Origin of the sequence: Streptomyces antibioticus (genome assembly GCF_002019855.1) — a bacterium.
GTDB classification, from domain to species: Bacteria; Actinomycetota; Actinomycetes; order Streptomycetales; family Streptomycetaceae; genus Streptomyces; species Streptomyces antibioticus_B.
The window spans coordinates 3903690-3921781 of sequence record NZ_CM007717.1 but is presented as its reverse complement, the minus strand read 5'-3'; the positions used below and the strand labels follow the sequence as shown (position 1 = coordinate 3921781).

General features: G+C 73.0%; 20 protein-coding genes. 9 read left to right on the top strand and 11 right to left on the bottom strand.

What is annotated here, in order from left to right; translation table 11 throughout:
* Nucleotides 1–2: 2 nt before the first annotated feature.
* From AFM16_RS40650 to AFM16_RS17515, 4 genes are all read right to left on the bottom strand, one after another.
* Nucleotides 3–1232, bottom strand: coding sequence for an enoyl-CoA hydratase-related protein (locus tag AFM16_RS40650; RefSeq protein WP_370628139.1), 1230 nt, complete (start codon nucleotides 1230–1232; stop codon nucleotides 3–5).
* Between the two features lie 29 nt (nucleotides 1233–1261).
* Complete coding sequence (locus tag AFM16_RS17525) at nucleotides 1262–3487, bottom strand: acetate--CoA ligase family protein (protein WP_030785203.1); 2226 nt, start codon at nucleotides 3485–3487, stop codon at nucleotides 1262–1264.
* A 147-nt stretch (nucleotides 3488–3634) separates the two neighbouring features.
* Entirely contained in the window at nucleotides 3635–5158 is a 1524-nt protein-coding gene (locus AFM16_RS17520) for a flavin monoamine oxidase family protein (RefSeq protein WP_078633877.1), read from the bottom strand.
* A gap of 152 nt (nucleotides 5159–5310) precedes the next feature.
* Entirely contained in the window at nucleotides 5311–6528 is a 1218-nt protein-coding gene (locus AFM16_RS17515; protein ID WP_078633876.1) for a flavin-containing monooxygenase, read from the bottom strand.
* A gap of 166 nt (nucleotides 6529–6694) precedes the next feature.
* Between AFM16_RS17515 and AFM16_RS17510 the strand changes: the two genes are divergently transcribed.
* The 4 genes from AFM16_RS17510 to AFM16_RS17495 all read left to right on the top strand — a co-directional run bounded on the left by AFM16_RS17510 (nucleotide 6695) and on the right by AFM16_RS17495 (nucleotide 8441).
* On the top strand, nucleotides 6695–7141 hold the full coding sequence (locus AFM16_RS17510) for a DoxX family protein (RefSeq protein ID WP_078633875.1): 447 nt from the start codon (nucleotides 6695–6697) through the stop codon (nucleotides 7139–7141).
* 20 nt (nucleotides 7142–7161) lie between these two features.
* Nucleotides 7162–7557, top strand: coding sequence for a Zn-ribbon domain-containing OB-fold protein (locus AFM16_RS17505; protein WP_078636995.1), 396 nt, complete (start codon nucleotides 7162–7164; stop codon nucleotides 7555–7557).
* A 23-nt stretch (nucleotides 7558–7580) separates the two neighbouring features.
* The gene (locus AFM16_RS17500) at nucleotides 7581–8144 is read left to right on the top strand and encodes a GNAT family N-acetyltransferase (protein ID WP_078633874.1); all 564 of its coding nucleotides are present in this window, start codon (nucleotides 7581–7583) and stop codon (nucleotides 8142–8144) included.
* A gap of 75 nt (nucleotides 8145–8219) precedes the next feature.
* Nucleotides 8220–8441 carry a hypothetical protein gene (locus AFM16_RS17495; protein WP_179123285.1) on the top strand — a complete coding sequence of 74 codons (222 nt, stop codon included), beginning with the start codon at nucleotides 8220–8222 and terminating at the stop codon, nucleotides 8439–8441.
* A 22-nt stretch (nucleotides 8442–8463) separates the two neighbouring features.
* Here AFM16_RS17495 and AFM16_RS17490 read toward each other — a convergent pair whose 3' ends face one another.
* Complete coding sequence (locus tag AFM16_RS17490) at nucleotides 8464–8658, bottom strand: hypothetical protein (RefSeq protein WP_078633873.1); 195 nt, start codon at nucleotides 8656–8658, stop codon at nucleotides 8464–8466.
* Between the two features lie 9 nt (nucleotides 8659–8667).
* A complete protein-coding gene (locus AFM16_RS17485) occupies nucleotides 8668–9516 on the bottom strand; it encodes a helix-turn-helix domain-containing protein (RefSeq protein WP_078633872.1) in 849 nt (282 codons plus the stop codon).
* Between the two features lie 268 nt (nucleotides 9517–9784).
* On the opposite strand from AFM16_RS17485, the gene AFM16_RS17480 reads away from it, so the two are divergent.
* On the top strand, nucleotides 9785–10291 hold the full coding sequence (locus AFM16_RS17480) for an ATP-binding protein (RefSeq protein WP_245177722.1): 507 nt from the start codon (nucleotides 9785–9787) through the stop codon (nucleotides 10289–10291).
* A gap of 13 nt (nucleotides 10292–10304) precedes the next feature.
* Here AFM16_RS17480 and AFM16_RS17475 read toward each other — a convergent pair whose 3' ends face one another.
* The 3 genes from AFM16_RS17475 to AFM16_RS17465 form a co-directional block, all read right to left on the bottom strand.
* Nucleotides 10305–10970 (bottom strand): pyridoxine/pyridoxamine 5'-phosphate oxidase, encoded by a 666-nt coding sequence (locus AFM16_RS17475; RefSeq protein ID WP_078633871.1) that lies wholly within the window; start codon nucleotides 10968–10970, stop codon nucleotides 10305–10307.
* 46 nt (nucleotides 10971–11016) lie between these two features.
* Nucleotides 11017–11970, bottom strand: coding sequence for an expansin EXLX1 family cellulose-binding protein (locus AFM16_RS17470; protein ID WP_078633870.1), 954 nt, complete (start codon nucleotides 11968–11970; stop codon nucleotides 11017–11019).
* Between the two features lie 158 nt (nucleotides 11971–12128).
* The gene (locus tag AFM16_RS17465; protein ID WP_078633869.1) at nucleotides 12129–13301 is read right to left on the bottom strand and encodes a thiolase C-terminal domain-containing protein; all 1173 of its coding nucleotides are present in this window, start codon (nucleotides 13299–13301) and stop codon (nucleotides 12129–12131) included.
* Between the two features lie 76 nt (nucleotides 13302–13377).
* On the opposite strand from AFM16_RS17465, the gene AFM16_RS17460 reads away from it, so the two are divergent.
* Together AFM16_RS17460 and AFM16_RS17450 are read left to right on the top strand one after the other, a co-directional pair.
* Nucleotides 13378–14562 (top strand): acyl-CoA dehydrogenase family protein, encoded by a 1185-nt coding sequence (locus AFM16_RS17460; RefSeq protein WP_078633868.1) that lies wholly within the window; start codon nucleotides 13378–13380, stop codon nucleotides 14560–14562.
* A 116-nt stretch (nucleotides 14563–14678) separates the two neighbouring features.
* Nucleotides 14679–15134: a nitroreductase family deazaflavin-dependent oxidoreductase gene (locus AFM16_RS17450; protein WP_078633866.1), complete on the top strand. Its 456-nt coding sequence runs from the start codon at nucleotides 14679–14681 to the stop codon at nucleotides 15132–15134.
* A 17-nt stretch (nucleotides 15135–15151) separates the two neighbouring features.
* Here the strand turns inward: AFM16_RS17450 and AFM16_RS17445 are convergent, their stop codons facing one another.
* Nucleotides 15152–15766 carry a LysE family translocator gene (locus tag AFM16_RS17445; RefSeq protein WP_030785143.1) on the bottom strand — a complete coding sequence of 205 codons (615 nt, stop codon included), beginning with the start codon at nucleotides 15764–15766 and terminating at the stop codon, nucleotides 15152–15154.
* An 82-nt stretch (nucleotides 15767–15848) separates the two neighbouring features.
* On the opposite strand from AFM16_RS17445, the gene AFM16_RS17440 reads away from it, so the two are divergent.
* Nucleotides 15849–16301, top strand: coding sequence for an Lrp/AsnC family transcriptional regulator (locus AFM16_RS17440; protein WP_030785140.1), 453 nt, complete (start codon nucleotides 15849–15851; stop codon nucleotides 16299–16301).
* A 118-nt stretch (nucleotides 16302–16419) separates the two neighbouring features.
* On the opposite strand, the gene AFM16_RS17435 is transcribed toward AFM16_RS17440, so the two are convergent.
* Nucleotides 16420–17055 carry a TetR family transcriptional regulator gene (locus tag AFM16_RS17435; RefSeq protein WP_030785137.1) on the bottom strand — a complete coding sequence of 212 codons (636 nt, stop codon included), beginning with the start codon at nucleotides 17053–17055 and terminating at the stop codon, nucleotides 16420–16422.
* Between the two features lie 134 nt (nucleotides 17056–17189).
* Between AFM16_RS17435 and kbpA the strand changes: the two genes are divergently transcribed.
* Nucleotides 17190–18002, top strand: coding sequence for an AfsK-binding protein KbpA (gene kbpA, locus AFM16_RS17430; RefSeq protein WP_078633865.1), 813 nt, complete (start codon nucleotides 17190–17192; stop codon nucleotides 18000–18002).
* The last annotated feature ends 90 nt before the right edge of the window (nucleotides 18003–18092 follow it).

Sequence of the window (18092 nt, the reverse complement as noted above, 5' to 3'; positions counted from 1 at the left end):
GGTCACCGGCCCCGGAAGCGTGCCCCCCGCCGTTCCACGAAGCTCGCCACGCCCTCCCGGGCGTCCGCCGTCGTCATGTTGATCTCCTGGGCGGCAGCCTCGGCCGCGAAGGCGGTGGCGCGGTCGGTGTCGAGGGAGGCGTTGACGAGCTGCTTGGTCAGGGCCAGGGCGCGGGTCGGGCCCGCGGCGAGCCGGGCGGCCCAGTCGTGGGCGGTCTTCGGCAGGTCGGCGTCCGGGACGACCCGGTTGACCAGACCGAGGCGTTCGGCGTCCGCCGCGGTGAGCGCGTCGCCGAAGAACATCAGCTCCTTGGCGCGCTGCGGGCCGATCAGCCGGGGCAGCAGATAGGCGCCGCCGCCGTCCGGGACCAGGCCCCTGCGCACGAACACCTCGATGAAACGGGCCGATTCGGCGGCCAGCACCAGATCGCAGGCGAGCGCGAGATGCACGCCGAGCCCGGCCGCCGTGCCGTTCACGGCGGCGATCACCGGCTTCTCGCAGTCGAGAACGGCGGAGATCAGCCGCTGGGCGCCGAGCCGCAGAGTCCGGGCCACGTCCCCGGCCAGGCGCTGTTCGGTTACGGGTTCCCCGGCGCCGTGCTCTGGGGCCGGGTGCTGTTCGGTTACGGGTTTCCCGGCGCCGCGCTGTGCGGCCACGCGCTCTCCGGCCCCACGCTGCTCGGCCACGGGCTCCCCGGCCCTCCGCTCTCCGCCCACGTGCTGCTCGGCCAGGCGCTCTCGGGCCCCGCGCTGCTCGGCCTCGCGCTCTCCGGCCCTTCGCTCTCCGCCCCCGCGCTGCTCGGCCTCGCGCTCTCCGCCCACGCGCTCTCGGGCCCCGCGCTCCTCGGCCACGGGCTCCCCGGCCCTTCGCTCTCCGCCCCCGCGCTGCTCGGCCTCGCGCTCTCCGCCCACGCGCTCTCGGGCCCCGCGCTCCTCGGCCACGGGCTCCCCGGCCCTCCGCTCTCCGCCCACGCGTTCCTCGGCCAGGCGCTCTCCAGCCCCCCGCTCCTCGGCCAAGCGCCTCCCGGCCCCCCGCTCACCCGCCCCCGCCCCGCCCCGCAGATCCGCGCCCGCGCAGAAGCCCCGGCCGGTTCCCGTGAGGATCACCGCCCGGATGTCCGGATCGGCGGAGGCGGCGGCGAGCAGGCCGATCAGCTCGTCGCGCAGGGCGGGGGTGAGGGCGTTGAGGGCCTCGGGCCGGTCGAGGGTGAGGCGGGTGACATGGCCGTCCACCGTGACCAGGATCCCGGCGCCGGGCGGCGTCACCGGCACACCGCCAGCGCGTCCAGGGCCACCGCGCCCTGCCCCCGGGGCAGCACCATCAGCGGGTTGATGTCGAGTTCGGCGAGGTCGTCGCCCAGCTCCAGCGCCATCCGCTGCACCCGAAGGATCACCTCGACGAGCGCGTCCAGGTCGGCCGGGGGACGGCCGCGGACGCCGTCCAGCAGGGCCCGGCCGCGCAGTTCGGCCGCCATCGCGCGGGCCTGGTCCTCGCCGAACGGCGGGACGCGCACCGCGGTGTCCCGCAGGACCTCCACCAGCACCCCGCCGAGCCCGACCGTCACCGTCGGCCCGAACAGGTCGTCGTGGGTGACGCCGACGAACATCTCCACGCCCCGCTCGACCATCTGGCACACCAGGACACCGTCCAGGCCGACGTCCTCGTAGCGGGCGATGTCGGTCAGCTCGCGGTAGGCGTCGCGGACCTGGCTGGCCGAGGTCAGGCCGATCTTCACCAGGCCCAGTTCGGTCTTGTGGGCGATCTGGCCGCCGGACGCCTTCATCACCACCGGATAGCCGACCAGCCCCGCCGCCCGGACGGCGGCCGCCGCGCTGGTGACGAGCTGCTCGCGCGGGACCCGGATGCCGTAGGCGCGCAGGAGCTGTTTCGCCGCGTGCTCGCTGAGCTGATGGCCCGGCCGCATCAGCATCCGCGCCTTGCGGCAGGACGGCGACGGGGTGCGCGGCGCCTGGTCGAAGGGGGAGCGGTAGTCGCGGACGAAGCGGTGGTGGTCGAGGAAGGCGCGGACCGCCGCGACGCAGTTGGCGAGGGTGCGGAAGGTGGCCACCCGCGAGGAACCGAGCAGGACTTCCCGGTACGCGGCCTCCGTGCCCACCGGGGAGCCCCACACCACGCACACCAGCTTGTCCGTGTGCTCGGCCGCGTCCACCAGGTCCTGGACGAGACGGTCGCTGAGCGGCGGGAACGGGCCGGTGATCGGACAGATCAGGACGCCCACGGCCGGATCGGCGAGGATCGTGTCGATGATCTTCCGGCCGCGCCAGTCGCCCACCGGATGGCCGCCGTTGTCCACCGGGTTGGCCACGTTCAGGTACTCGGGGATCCACTGGTGCAGTTCGGCCTGGCGGGCCGGTGAGAACACCGGCAGCCGCAGCCCCGCCGCCGTCGCGAGGTCGGCCGCGTGCGCGCCGGTGCCGCCCGAGATCGAGTAGACGACGACCCCGTCGGCCTGCGGCGGCCTGGCCCGCGCCAACAGGGCCGCGGTGTCCTGGAGTTCGTCGAGGCCGTCGACGCGGATCACCCCGAACTGGCGCATCGCGGCGTCCACGACCTCGTCGGCGCCGGTCAGTTTCCCGGTGTGGGAGGCGGCGGTGCGGGCGCCGGTCTCGGTGCGGCCGACCTTCACCGCGACCACCGGCACCCCGCGCCGGGCGGCCCGGTCGGCGGCGAGCAGGAAGGCACGCCCGTCCTTGAGTCCCTCGACATAGGCGGCGATGGCGCCGACGTCGGCGTGTTCGGCGAAGTAGGAGAGGAAGTCGGCGGTCTCCAGATCGGCCTCGTTGCCGGTCGGCGCCCAGTGGGAGAGGCGGACGCCGTTCTCCTGGAGGGCGAAGACCGGACGGCCCTGGTGCCCGGACTGGGTGATCAGCGCGATGGCCGGGCCCTTCAGGTCGTCGCGGAACAACTCGAAGGCGTTGAGGTTGGTGTTGGGCCCGAGCAGCCGCATCCCGGAGCGCCGCACCGCCGCCGTGAGCCGGGCCTGCGCGGCGGCCCCCGCCTCGCCGGTCTCCGCGAAACCGGAGGCGAAGACGACCACGAACCGCACCTTCGCCTCCGCGAGCCGCTCGATCACCGGCAGCGGATCGGCCACCAACAGCACGGCCACGTCGACCTGTTCGGGCAGCTCGGTCACCGAGGGGACGCAGGGGATGCCGAAGACCGAGGTGCGGGTGGGATGCACCGGGTGCAGCCGGGCCCCCACCCGCTCGGCCCAGCGCACCAGTTGCCGGGTGACGCCGGTGTTCGGGCGGCCCTCGGTGTCCGAGGCGCCGACGACCGCGACCGACCCGGGCCGGAAGAACCGGTCCAGATCGGGGGTGTCGGCGTACAGCGGACGGCCGCTGACGTCGAGGTCGTCCGCGTCGCCCGGCCGCCCGTGCACGGCCGGACCGGGCTGCTCGCCGCAGGCGAGGACACGGGCCCGGCGGGAGTCGGTGGTGAGGGTGCCGTGGGTTGATCCAAGCATCGGTCCGCCCCGCTCCTGTGTGACTGGAACTGCACTGTGACCGCCAAGTAACTGACGCTCTGTCAGATTACAGAACTGACAGAGTGTCAGGAATGGGTGTGCACACAGAAAGGACGAACGGGTGGTCGCACCGGCGGGACGGCCGCCCTACAGGGCGGCCAGCACCTCCTTCGCCACCCGCTCGCCCGACCGCACCGCGCCGTCCATGAACCCCATCCAGTGGACGGAGGTCTCCGTCCCGGCCCAGTGGATGCCGCCGACCGGCTCGCGCAGCGCGCGCCCGTACCGGGTCAGGACGCCGGGCGCGGCGATGGAGACGGGGCCGCCCCGGGTGTAACGCTCGTTGTTCCAGCGTTGCAGGACGAACGCCGTGGGGGAGGCGGCTTTCGGGCCGAAGTAGGTCACGTAGTCCTTGAGGACGGCCGCCCTGACCTCCGCCTCGCCCGCCGCGTCCAGCTCGCGTGCCCGGTCGGCCTCGATGAAGCCCATCAGCGCGCCGAAGGAGGCGTCCGGCGGGGAGTTGTCGAAGGTGGAGCTGATCACCCCGGTGTCGCTCACCACTTGGCCGTTGAGTCCGTCCGCCCGCCAGAAGGGGGTGTCGTAGACGGCGATCGCTTTGCCGACCGAGGCCATCGGCAGCCGCTGGGTGAGCTGGTCCCGGGCGGCCGGCAGCAGCGGGTCGTAGGAGATCCGGGCCGCCAGCGGCGGGGGTACGGCGACCACGACCCGCTTCGCCGTGACGGTGACGCCGTCCGCCGTCACGACGTACGAACCGCCGCCGGACCGGGTGATCGTGCGCACCGGGGCGTTGAGGACCACGCGGTCGCCGAGGGTGGCGGCCAGTTTCTCCGGCACCTGCTGCGAACCGCCGGTGAACCGCAGTTCCTGGGCGCCGTTCGCGGTCTCGGTCAGCCGCTCCAACGTGCCCGGCGTGCCCGGCTCTCCGGCGGCGGCGATGTAGAACAGCACGAACAGCAGGGAGAGTTCACGCGGCTCGGCCGAGAAGATCGACGTACAGGCCACGTCCAGCAGGAACTTGGCCGACGGGACGACGGCGTGGGCGCGCAGCCAGGTCTCGAAGGTCTGCCGGTCCCATTCCTCCGCCTTGGCGGCGGTCCAGGGCGCGTCGACCGGCACCTGCCCGGCCATGTCGTCCAACGCGGCCTGTACGGCGGCCGCGTTGGCGAGTCCGGCGACGTCGACCGGCGGGACCGAGCCGAGCAGGCCGTCGGTGGCGTACGGGGTCTTCCTGCCGTCCTTGTAGAGGAGGTTGTTGCCGGTGTTGTAGGTGGCGAAGGTCCGTACGCCGAGGGAGTCGGCGAGGGCCTTGATACGGGTCTGGGTGGGGCCGATGAACTCGCCGCCGCCCTCGGTGACTTCGCCGTTCGGCAGGGTGAGGCCGAGCACCCGGCCGCCGACGCGGTCGCGGGCCTCCAGGACGGCGACCGTCCGCCCGGCGGCGACCAGGTCGTTGGCCGCGGTGAGACCGGCCAGACCGGCGCCGACGATCGCGACGTCCACGTCCCGGGAGGCCGCGGCGGCCGTACCGGCCGAGGCCGCGGTCAGGGCGGTCGCGCCGGCGGCCACGGCCGTGACGGCGGCGGTCCGGCCGAGCAGGGAGCGACGGGAGAGGGGTCTTTCACTTGCCGTGTGCGGTCTTTCACTTGCCACGTGCGGCCTCCGTGGGAGAGGGGCGGGCGGAGCCGGAAAGATGAACAGGGCTCACATTCTGGCTCCGCGCCCGGGCACGGGACAACGCTCGGGTCACATTCGGCGCACGAGTAAGTGGGTTGGCGGCTAACGGAGTTGGTCGCCGCGGGGTGTCACCGGAACTGCCGGCGCACGGCCTTGGCGATCCGTTCCGCGTCGATGCCCAGCTCGCGCAGGGTGCCGCTGATGGGTGTGGTGAACCCGGTGAAGTACAGGCCGGGCGCGTTGGCCGGGGACTGCGGTCCGTGCGCGAGGGGCAGGCCGCGCTCGTCGAGCACGCCGAGATGACCGACCAGGGGCTCCAGGGCGCGGACGTAACCGGTTGCGGCGACCACGGCGTCCGGCGAGATCCGGGTGCCGTCCGCGAGGAGCACCTTGCCGCCCTCCTCGAAGGCGTCCACGGCGGCGACCACCTCGATACGGCCCTTGCGCACACCGTCGATCAGACCGACGTCCTGCACCGGGATCGCGCCCTCCCGGGCCCGGGTGTAGAGCCCGCTGTCGGGGCGCGGCAGCCCCTGCGCGGAGAGGTCGGGCAGGGTCAGCGCCATGACCCGGCAGATCCGGTCGACCAGGCCGACGGGCAGCCGCCGGACCAGGATGCCGCTGTACTGGGCGGGCCAGCCGGCGGTCGAGCGGCGGACGATGTGCGGGACCGTGCGGACCGCCAGCCGGACCCGGGACGCCCCGTGCTCCACCAGGTCGACGGCGATCTCGGCGCCGGTGTTGCCGACGCCGACGACGAGCACGTCCCGGCCCGCGTACGGGGTGCCGTCACGGTAGGCGGCGGCGTGCGCGAGGTCGCCGTCGTAGGTCTCGCGGCCCGGCCAGTCCGGCAGGTGCGGGGTGTGGTTGTAGCCGGTGGCGACGACGACCGCCGCGCCGGTCAGCTCCCGTCCGCCGGTGCCGTGCAGCAGCCAGCCGGTGCCGTCGGCCGAGCGCTCGATCCGGGAGACCTCGACGCCGGTGATGATCTCCAGCTCATGGACCTCGGCGTACTTCTCCAGGTACCGCACCACGTCGTCCCGCTTGGCCCAACGCCCGAAGCGGCGGGGCATCTTCAGCCCGGGGAGGGCGGAGGTCCGCCGGGTGGTGTGCAGCCGCAGCCGGTCGTAGTGGCGGCTCCAGGACGCTCCGACCTCGGCCTTCTCCACCACGACCGCGCGTATCCCCCGGGCGCGCAGGGCGTGCGCGACGGCGAGCCCGCCGGGGCCGCCGCCGACCACGTAGACCGGGCGGTCGGCGGGGTTCGCGGCGGGAGCGGCGCTGGTGGTCGCCACGGGAGCGGGGGTGGGCCCGTTGCCGGGCTCGGGCGGTGCGGAGTCTTCCATGAGCGCGAGCGTAATCACGTGCGCGGTTGATGGGTCTCGGTCAAGACCGGAATTGGTTGCGGATCGATCACGCTTGGGGGAGCGGTGGGTGGGACCGGTGACGTACTTCACCCGGTCGTGGAGGCGGGGCTTCCCGGTGTGCTGGATCTGACGTACCGTCAGATCCATGGACGCTATCTGGCTCACGGGTGCGGAATGGCTGGCCGTCCTGCGGATCGGGCTCGGGCTGTGGTGGCTGGAGAGCTGGCGGCACAAGGACAAGCGGAGCTGGTTCGAGGGCGGCGGTATCGCCTGGGCGGCGGAGATCGCGGCCAAGCACCGCTGGAACGCGGTCCGTTCGGGTTTCGGGGTGGTCGTACGGCCGCGCCCGCGCGTGATGGCGTACGTCGTCCTCTACGCCGAACTGGCCCTCGGGCTGGGTCTGGTCCTCGGCTTCCTCACGCCGATCGCCCTGGCGGCCGGGCTGCTCCTCAACCTGATCTATCTCGTCCTCATGATCCATGACTGGGCCGAGCAGGGGCAGAACGGGATGATGGCGCTGATCTCGCTCGTCGGCCTGGGCGGGATGGCGTGGCAGACATGGTCGGTGGACAGTGCGCTGGGGTGGTTCTGACCGGGGAGGCGGTGGTGACGATGGCCGGGACACGGCGGTACGACCTTCCCGAGGCGGACGCCTTCACGCGCGCGTACTGGGACGCGGCGGCGGAGGGCCGGCTGCTGATCCGGCGCTGCGGGGACTGCGGGCGGGCCCACCACTACCCCCGGGAGTTCTGCCCGTACTGCTGGAGCGAGTCCGTGACCTGGGAGAACGCCAGCGGCCGGGCCACGCTCTACACCTGGTCCGTCGTCCACCGCAGCGACCTGCCGCCCTTCGGGGAGCGCACGCCGTACGTCGCCGCCGTGGTCGACCTCGCGGAGGGGCCGCGGATGTCGACGGAGGTGGTGGACGTGGGGGTGTGTGCGCTGCGGGCGGGGATGGTGCTGGAGGTGCGGTTCCGGGAGGGGGTACCGGTGTTCGGCCCGGCGTAAGGGCCGGGTGTTTCAATGGCGGGATGATTCTCCACGGCCATGACCTGCTGCTTCGCCCCTGGGACCCGGAGGACCCCGGTGACGTCGACGCGTGGCTGCGCGGGCACGCCGACGAGGACTTCCGGCGCTGGAACACCCCGCTGCGGACGATCACCGACCTCGCGAGCGCCCGGGCCGCGCTGGAGGCGAGGGCGGCGGACATGTCCGCCGGCACGGGCATGACCTTCTGCGTCACGGACGCGGCCGACGGGGCGGTCCTCGGCCAGATCGGCGTCCACGCGATCGACCGGGTGATCAGCGTGGCCCGGGTCGGCTACTGGGTCCTCCCGGAGGCCCGCGGCCGCCACGTCGCCACCCGCTCCCTCCTCCTCGCGTCCCACTGGGCCTTCACCGACCTCGGCCTCCACCGCCTGGAACTCGGCCACGCCCTGGGCCACGAGGCGTCCTGCCGCATAGCGGAACACTGCGGATTCCGCCCCGAGGGCACGCTACGAGGCGCGATGTGGCAGGCCAACCGCCGCGACGCGTACCGAGACGTCCACCTCCACGGCCGCCTGTCCACGGACGGGGAGCCGGAGGTGTCGTGAGCGGGGGGCGCTCGTTCGGGTGAGCGCGGTGCCGGACGCGGCGAATGCGGTAGCTGCCGACGTACTTTCGACGCCATGCCCCCAGAGAACCCTGTCCCCTTCCCGTGGGTCCGCTTCCTGCCCGAGGCTGACGTCCAGGTCTTCACCGCCGAACTCTCCGACGCGTTGGGGGCGCCGGACTCCGCCGACAAGGACGCGTCCATCGCCCAACTCCTCACCGCCTGGCAGCACACGGCGGAGATCCACGCCGACCCCGAGCTATTGGCCGCGCTGACCAGGGACGCGGGTCAGGATTAACTGCCCTGGCGAGCACTGCCGTTCACAGCAGGTGGTCGGCTTTGCCTGCCTTGATGTTGAGGATGAGGGCGCGGAGAGCCTCGTGGGTGTCGGTGAGGGGGGCGTCTTCCTGGCCGGTGACGGCTATGTAGGCGTTGCCGGTGGGGTCGGTGCCTATGCGGAAGCAGTTGTTGCCTTCGCCGCAGTAGGGGTCTTCCCAGGTGATCTCGGTGCTCATGGGCCGTCCTCAGAGTTCGCGGGCGATAGCGAGGATGAGGTCACGTGAGGCCGCCGTCGGCAGCGCCGCCTCGTCCATCCAGTCCAGGTGAGCACGGTACTTGGTGAGTTGGGTCTCCGCGTCCGTGAATACCGGCCCGTGTGCCGAGTCCAGTTGCACGGTGTCGAGTTGGCGCACGGGGCCGTCCGCATAGAGCATCGCGTGTCCGGCCCCGGGGAAGCCGCTGACGCTCATGGGGATGATCCGTACGTCGATTCCGTCCTGCTCGGACCGCTCGGCCACGTGCCTCAACTGCTCGCGGGTCGTCCCGTCGCCGAACCGCATGCGCAGCGCCGCCTCATGGACGTAGGCGAGGTACCCGGGAGGGGAGGGCCGCTCGAAGACCTGCTGGCGCTCCATGCGATGGGCCACGCGCAGTTCGACGTCCAGACGCCTGATGGGTGGCAGTACTGCGCTGAAGACGCCTCGGGCGTACTCCTCGGTCTGGAGCAGCCCAGGTACGTGCATGAATTGCACGGTCCGGATACGTGCCGCGTGCCATTCCACCTCGGCGATGTCCAGCAGGCCCGTGGGGAGGGTGCCGCGATACTGCTCCCACCACCCCCGCTCCTTGGACTCAGTGATTGCGATCAGCGCATCGACGTAACTCTCGTCAGGACAGCCGTAGTTGCAGGCGAGGGTGCGAATCCGGTCCGCCGAGAAGGGGCGGATGCCGGACTCCATGTTGGACAGGCGCGTTCTGTTGATGCCGAGCAGCCCGGCGGCGTCCTCGGTGGTCACCCCCGCCGCCAGCCGCATTCTCCGCATCTCCGCGCCCAGGCGTTTCTGCCGCTCGGTCGGCGTGCTTCTCGTGGTCATCCCTGCCCTTTCCTGCCGAGGACACCCCGAGTCTGGCCCTCACGCCGCATCCAAGTCCAACCACGATAGGGGTAATTACCCCCATCTTTCTGGACACTGTGACCCCGCGATCTCTACAGTCAGTCATGGCTCGACCACAGAGCCGTCACAGATTCGCCCGGAAGCGCATCACGCACGTTCGCTCGGCTTCTCCTTCCCTGGGAGGGGTGGGCGTGTGGCAGGGAGACAGGCCACCGGGAGAAACCCCCCGTGAGGAAAGGGAGTTGTCGTGCACCTCGACGTCGTGTCCTGCCTGTCGCCGACCTCCGGCAAGGGTGACGCCCCGTTCGTCGCCAGTCGGCCCGAGGATCTCTGCTACAGCTTCACCCTTCCGGCGGCGCCCCGTAGTCCCGGGGTCGCACGGGCCACCACCCGCGCCGTCCTTCGGGCGCACCGGCTGGATGATGTGGCCGAGCCGGTCGTCCAAGTCGTGAGTGAACTGACCACCTGCGCCTACCGTCTCTCCCTCACCAAGGAGATGTACGTGTCGCTGCGTTACCGCGACGCCGCCCTCCGGGTGACCGTGTACGACGGGCACCCCCGCCACACCCACGCCCGCCTCGGCGCCCTCTGCGTGCTGAACCGGCGGGCCACCCTGCGGCTCCTGGACGAGGTCGTCCGGGCCTGCCGGGGCGACTGGGGCATCGGCGGGGCCCGTGAACCGGGCGGGGGCACCCGGATGTGGGCCGTGCTGCCCCGGGCGGGGGCCATGAACTACCTGGGCGGCCAGGACTGAGACCCCCGGTGTCTCATGGCCACAGAAGGCCCCGGGACCAGCCTTCACCCTCCCTCCGGTACGTCACCCGCACATGCCGCCGCCGTTCGTCGCCCTGGAAGAACTCCGCCTCCTCGGGGTGGAGGTGGTACAGCGTCCACGTCGGCGACTCCGCCGTGGGGTCCGCCTGGGCCTCGTGCCAGGCCGCCTCGGAGACGGCGGCCAGCTCCTCCAGGGACGTCAGGGGCTCGCTCTGGCGGCCGGTCAGCGCCGCGGCCAGCGCCCCCGTCGAGCGGGCGTGCAGGTCGGCCTGGGCTGCCCGGGCGGGGGCGATCGAGACCGGGCCCCGCAGCCGGACCTGGCGGCCGAGCACCGGCCAGTAGAAGGTCAGGGCCGCGTACCGGCGGGCGTCGAGCTGCCGGCCCTTGCGGCTCGTGGCGTGCGTCGCGAAGGACCAGCCGTCGGCGTCGGCACCGTGCAGCATCACGATCCGGGCGTCCGGCATCCCGTCCGCGTCCGCCGTCGCGAGGGTCATGGTGTGCGGCTCGCGCTCACCCGCCGCCACCGCCTGCGCGAACCACTCCGTGAAGAGGGCCAGCGGGGAGCCGGGGGCCGCCGCCGGGTCGAAGGGCCGCAGCTCCGTCACGCCGGGCGCCCACACCCGGAGCGACCTCAGCAGTTCATCAAGATCCCTGGTCATGGATCGAGTATCCGGGTGTCCGGCCCCGGCCCCCGCCCCGCTCCCGTCAGCGGCGGGCGAACTGGACCCCCGTCCCCTGCACCGCCTCCGCCCGCACCGCGAGCCCCTCCACCGTCAGCCGCTCGCCGTAGATGTCCGTGAGCCGGATCGCGCCCCCACAGCCGGTGCCCTGCTCGGAGAGGAAGTAGTTGTACTCCGCGCGCGGCAGGCTCAGCCACGAGCCGTCGCCGGTACGCACCTCCAGACGGGCCAGCGGATTGCGGTGGCCGAGCGCCTGGATCCCGCACCAGTACCGGCTGGAGCCCGTCTTGTAGCGGATCGAGACCGTGTCGGAGATCGCCGGGCTCAGCAGACTCCAGTCGACCGTGATACGGCCCGCCGAGAGCGGGGCCAGCTTCGCGAACGCCTCCCGGCTGAGGTCCAGTTGGCCCGCCACACAGGGCGCCGGGCACTCGTTCGTGATCCGGACGGTGATCGACTTCCCGCCCGCCCGCACCCGCACGAACGCCCCGCACGCCTTCGACGTCTCGTAGTCCGCCGTGTTCATCGCCGCGGTCATCACGTCCGAGGACGGCCCGAAGGAACAGGCGCCGTCGCCGTCCCCGATGTCGTACGAGGTCGCCACGCCCCGATAGCTCGCGCCGGGACGGATCCGGCCCGCGAGGGAGCCGGTCGCCGCCGGTGTGCGGGGAGCGGGCCGCGCGGAGGTGGAGGGGGAGGGGGCGGAAGGGGTCGGCTTCGGGGAGACGCTCTTCTTCTTCCCGGCCGTCGGGCTCGGTGACGCCGAGGACGGCTCGGCGGAGACCGACGGCGAGGCGCTCGCCTTCGCGCTCACCGCGGGTGCGGCGGCCGGTTCGCCGGAGCCCCCGTCGGGGCGGAACGCCACGACCAGGGACACGACGAGCGCCACGGCGGCCAGGGCCACCACGGAGACGACCGAGGCGCGGGCGGTGCGCCGCTCGGGGCGGGCGCGGTGGCGGCGGTGCGAGGCGGAGGGCACGGGGGCATCCTTACGTGGTTCAGGGGCCCACGTATGTCGAACGTGGCGAACGTTACGCGGCCCACCCCCACGGGCCCACCCCCGCGGGCCGACTCTCACTCCCGCCCCACCCCCACGGGCCGACCCTCACTCCCGCCCCACCCCCCACGGGCCGACCCTCACTCCCGCCCCAGCACCACCGTCCCCGAGGAGCAGAACCACCCGCCCGTCCCCGACGCCACCCCCAGCCGCGGCAGTTCGCCGTCCGGGCGCCGCACCTGCCGTTCCCCGGCCTCGCCGCGCAGTTGCCGTACCGCCTCCACGAGGAGGAACAGGCCCCGCATTCCCGGGTGTTGGGCCGAAAGGCCGCCGCCGTCCGTGTTCACCGGCAGCTCCCCGCCCGCCACCAGGAGCCGCCCCTTCTCCACGAACGCCCCGCCCTCGCCCTTGGCGCAGAAGCCGAGGTCCTCCAGCGTCACCAGCGTCATGTAGGTGAACGCGTCGTAGATCTCCGCGAAGTCCACCTCGTCCGCCCGCACCCCGGCCCGTGCGAACGCCAGCCGCCCGCTGACCGCCGCCGGTGAGACCGTGAAGTCCTCCCACTCCGACAGGCTCGCGTGCGACACGTGCTCGCCGGTGCCCAGCACCCACACGGGCGCCGTACGGCAGTCCCGTACGTACTCCTCGGCCGCCAGCAGGACCGCCGCGCCGCCGTCGGAGCGCAGGCAGCAGTGCAGCTTGGTGAAGGGGTCGGCGATCATCGGGCCGGACAGCACGTCGTCCACCGTCACCGGGTCGCGGAACATGGCCTCCGGGTTCAGGGCGGCGTTCGCCCGCGCCTGGACGGCGATCTGCGCCAACTGCTCGATCGTCGTGCCGAATTGCAGCATGTGGCGGCGGGCGGCCATCGCGTACTTGGCGACGAGCGTATGGCCGTACGGCACCTCGAACTGGAGCGGGCCGCCCCCGCCGAACGCGAACGTGCCCGTGCGCCGGCCGGCCCGGATGTCGGCGCGGGCCGTGGAGCCGTAGACCAGCAGGACGGCGTTCGCGTGCCCCGTCGCGATCGCGTCGGCCGCGTGGGCCGCCATCACCTCCCAGGTCGCGCCGCCGACCGAGGTGGAGTCCACCCACGTGGGGCGGAGTCCCAGGTAGTCGGCCACTTCCACGGGGGCCAGGGTGCCGAGTCCGGCGGAGGCGAAGCCGTCCACGCGGGACCGGTCGAGGCCCGCGTCCGCCAGCGCGCGGCGGGCCGCCTGGGCGTGCAGGGCGTACGCGGTCGCGTCGTCCACCCGGCCGCAGTCGGAGAGGGCCACGCCGACCACCGCCACGCGTCGGCCTCCTGCGACCATCGACGGTCACCTCCCTCTGTGCATCTCGTTGCCGGGCTCCTAATATGACGGACCGTCAGATGCGGAGGGAAGTGCCATGGACCCCAGCTTCACCGCCGAACAGGACGAGATCCGCCGTACGCTGCGCGAACTCCTCCACAAACGCTGCGGCTTCGAGGAACTGCGCGCCGCCGTCGGCACCCCCGCCGGACACGACCGCGCCCTGTGGACCGTCCTCGCCGAGCAGTTGGGGCTGCCCGGCCTCGCCCTGTCGGAGGCGTACGGCGGGGTCGGCTGCCCCGTCACGGACCTCGCCCTCGCGGCCGAGGAGCTGGGCCGGGCGCTCGCCCCCTCCCCGTTCCTCGCCACGTCCGTCCTCGCCGCGCCGCTGATCCTCGCCCTCGGCACCGACGCCCAGCGCACCGCCGTGCTGCCCCGGCTGGCCGACGGCAGCCTGACTGCCGCACTCGCCGTCCCGGCCCCGCGGCTCACCACCGCCCTCGCCCTGACCTGTGCGAACGACGGCGCCTGGGCCGGGGACGGGCGGGCCGGCGGGATCCAGGCACGCCGCACCGGGGACGGCTGGCGGCTGTACGGGGAGGCGGCCCAGGTGCTCGACGGGCACAGCGCCGGCCTGCTGGTCGTCGCCGCGCACACCGGCGGGTTCGTACGGTCCCGGGTGCTGCTGTTCCTGGTGCCGGGGGACGCCCCCGGGCTCGTCCGGACACGGCAGACCGCCCTGGACGCGACCCGGCCGCAGGGACGCGTCCAGCTCCGTGACGTGGCGGCCGAACCGCTGGGCGGGGAGGACGGGGACGTCACCGGGGCGCTCGCCGCCGTGGGGAACTCCGCCGCCGCGGTCCTCGCCTGCGAGGCCGTCGGGGCCGCCGGGCGGGTGCTGGAGCGGACCGTGGAGTACGCCGGGCAGCGGGAGCAGTTCGGGCGGGCGATCGGGTCCTTCCAGGCCGTCCAGCACCGGCTCGCCGATGTGTACGTGGCGCTCCAGGCGGCCCGCTCCGCCGCCTACTACGCGGCCTGGGCCGCCGGGCACGGGGAACGGGCCGGCGGGCTCGCGCTCGCCCAGGCGCTCCAGGCGCTGCGGACCGCCGCCGGGGAGGCGATCCAGGTGCACGGCGGCATCGGCTTCACCTGGGAGCACGAGGCGCACCTGTACTTCAAGCGCGCGGCGGGCGACGACCTGCTCTTCGGGCCCGTGCACCGGCTGCGCGCCCACGCGGCCGACGAGGCGGGGCTCTTCGCCGGGGCGGAGGTGGCGGTGTGACCGGCGTCGGAGGTGGTGTGGGCGGCGGTGCCGGTGCCGGAGGTGGTGTCGGCGGCGGTGCCGGTGCCGGTGCCGGTGCCGGTGCCGGTGTTCGCGCCGCCCTCGGCGTCCGCGCGGTGCGGAAGGTCTCCTCGACCCGGGGCTTCGCGAAGGTCGCCCCGCATGTCGTCCCGGCGCTCGACCGGGCCGTCCACCGGCTCACCCGGGGGAAGCTGCTGCTCAGCGCCCTGATGCTGCCGGGCGTGATCCTCACCTCCACCGGCGCGCGCAGCGGCCTGCCCCGGCGCACCCCGCTGGCCTGCATGCCCACGCCCGACGGTCTCGGCTGGACCCTGGTCGGCTCCAACTTCGGCCGCCCCGGCCACCCCGCCTGGACCACCAACCTCCTCGCCCACCCCGACGCCGACGTCAACTGGAAGGGCACGGACATCCCGATCACGGCCCGACTGCTGACGGGCGAGGAACGGGCGGCCGTATGGCAGGACCTGCTGGCGTTCTGGCCGCCGTACGCCACGTACCAGGCACGGGTGGAACGGGAGATCCGCGTCTTCCGGCTGGAACGGCGGACCTGAGTGACGGCCCCCGCCCCTCAGAACGCCCGCTGGATCAGCAGGAACGCCCCGATGCCCAGCATCGCCGCGCCCGAGGTGCGGGTGACCGCGCGGGCCGCCGTCGGGCGGGTGCCGAGGAGGGTGCGGGCCAGGGCGCCCACCGTGAGGTAGACGGCCGCGCAGCACGCCATGTGCAGCAGGCCGAGGACGGTGGTCTGCGCGGCGACCGGGAGGTGGCCCTCGCCCGGGGTGAGGAACTGCGGCAGGACGGAGAGGTAGAGGAGCAGCCCCTTCGGGTTCAGGCCGCTGATCGTGGCGCCCCGCAGGAACACCCGCGCCCCGCCCTCCGTGACCGCCTCGCCCGCCCCCGGCACCCCGGGCCGCCGCAGCACGCTCCACCCCAGCCACACCAGATACGCCGACCCCGCCACCGTCAGCGCCGTGAGCAGCGCCGGGGACCCCGCCACCAGCACCGCGAGCCCTGCCGCCGCCAGCGCCGTGTGCAGGGCGTAGCCGCTGACCAGCCCCGTCACCGCCGCGCCCACCGAGCGGCCGCGCAGCCCGGCGGAGATCACATACGCCCAGTCGGCGCCCGGTACGCAGACCAGCAGCAGGTCGAGGGCGAGGAAGGAGAGCAGGGTGGCGGAGTCCATGAAGGGGACATTAGGCGCGATGCGGCCGAAAGTGTTCCCGATGTTTTCCCGAAATGCGGGAGGGTGGGGGAAGATTTCCCTCATGGACGACGTGGACCGGAAGATTCTTGCCGAGCTTCAGCAGGACGGGCGGCTGACCGTGACCGAGCTGGCCGCGCGGGTGCGCCTCAGCGTCTCGCCCTGCCACCGGCGGCTGCGCGAGCTGGAGCGGTCCGGGGCGATCAGCGGGTACCGGGCGATGGTGGAGCCGACGGCCGTAGGGCTGGCCTTCGAGGCGCTGGTCTTCGTGTCCATGCGGCAGGAGGACCGGGACACGGTCGTGGAGTTCGAGCGGGCGGTCGGCGAGGTGGAGCACGTCCTGGACGCCCAGCGGCTCTTCGGGGAGCCCGACTATCTGCTGCGGGTGGCCACCGCCGACCTCGCGGCCTTCCAACGGCTGTACGACGAACGGCTCGCGACCCTGCCGGGGGTGCAGCGCCTGACGTCCACGCTGGTGATGAAGCATGTGGTGAAGGACCGGCCGTTGCCCGCGTGAGAGCCTCCCGTGCGGGCCCCGCGTAACGGCGCGGGCGGTGGTCCACCCTGTGAACCACCGCCCGCCAGACAGGACTTGGCGCCGCAGGCTGCTCGATCGCCTGCTTCGACTGCTTCGCCTACTTCGTCGGCTTCTTGCCCGTGATGCCCAGATACACCAACAGGGCGAGGTTCGGCTTCAGTTCAGCCTGCTTGACGCCCCACGACTGGAAGCCCTTCTGGTGCGAGGCGACCGCCGCGAGCATCGCGACCAGCGAACCGGCGACCGCGGCCGGGTTCACGTCCTTGTCGACCTTGCCCTTGGACTGCAACTCCGTGACGGCGTCCGCGAGGGAGTTGTTCACCGAGTTCAGAATCTTCATGCGGAGCTTGTAGAAACGCTTGTCGCCCTCGGCCGCGCCGAGATCGACGACGCGCAGGATCGCGTCGTTCCTCTTCCAGAACTCCAGGAATCCGTCGACGAGTTCCTGTGCCGTCTGCCATCCGGCCTTGCCGACCCAGGAACGGCCCTCCAGCACCTCGGTCAACCCGGCGCCCTCGGCGGCCATTTGGTCGGCGATCTCCAGGACGGCGCCCTCGACGTCCGGGAAGTACTGGTAGAAGGTCGCGGGTGAAGTGCCCGCCTTCCGGGCGACGTCGATGACCTTGACGTCGCGGTACGGAGAAGAGCTGAGCATCTCGCTGAGGCAGTCCAGCAGCTTCTGCCGCGTCGCCTGCCCGCGCCGACCGGCCACGCGGCCGTCGACGGTACGCACTTGTCCTGTCATGCCGTCAGCTTACCGAGGGGTGATCGGAGCGCGATTCGGCCGACTGCAAATGGGGTGCGCGAGGGTGCGGAGGCGGGTGTGCCTGGTCTGCGGGCCGCGGGGTGCGCCGTTAGTTTGGCAGCATGGCCGAAAACAGGGCATCGGTGTACACAGGGGGATCCCCGCAGGGATACCCTGAGGGCGTCCCCTGCTGGGTGGACGCGCAGCTCCCCGACGTGGACGCGGGCAGGCGGTTCTACGGTGAGCTGTTCGGGTGGACGTTCGAGGACGCGTACGGAGGCTCAGGCTCCTCAGGCTCCTCAGGAGGATCAGGCGGCTCCAGTGGCTCCGGCGGTGCCGTATGGGCCCGGCTGGACGGCGCGGTCGTCGCCGGGCTCGCCCCCAAGACGGACGGCAGGATGCCCACCGTCTGGACGGTGTACTTCGCGACCCCGGACGCCCAGGCGACCGTACGGCGGATCCGGGACGCCGGCGGACAGGTGGTGATGGACCCGTACCCGGTGGACGGCGCGGGCACCGCCGCCCTCGCCTCCGACCCCGAGGGCGCCGTCTTCGGCCTCTGGCAGGCCGCCGCGCCGCCCGGCGGCCACCCCGGCTTCGGCCTGCGGCACACCCCCGGCTCCTTCGCCTGGGCCCAGCTCTACGCCCGGGACACCGCCGCCGCGAACACCTTCTACGGCCATCTCTTCCACGACGCCCTCTTCGGACCCGGCGCCGAGCCCGACTTCGGGCGGGCGCCCGTCGGGGACGTCTTCGCGGAGTTCATGCCGCCGCACTTCCTGGTGCACTTCGGCGTCGAGGACTGCGCGGCCGCCGTCGGCGCCGTGAACCGGCTCGGCGGGCGCGTCCAGGCGGAGCCGTTCGACGCTTCGTACGGCACGGTGGCCGTCGTCACGGACAATCAGGGGGCGTCGTTCGCGCTGCTCCAGCGCTGAGCGGCGCACGGAACGTACACGATCGACCGCGGGAGACCCGCGCGGTGGCCGTGCGTGCCCGCGTCCTGCCCACATCTTGCCCGCATATGA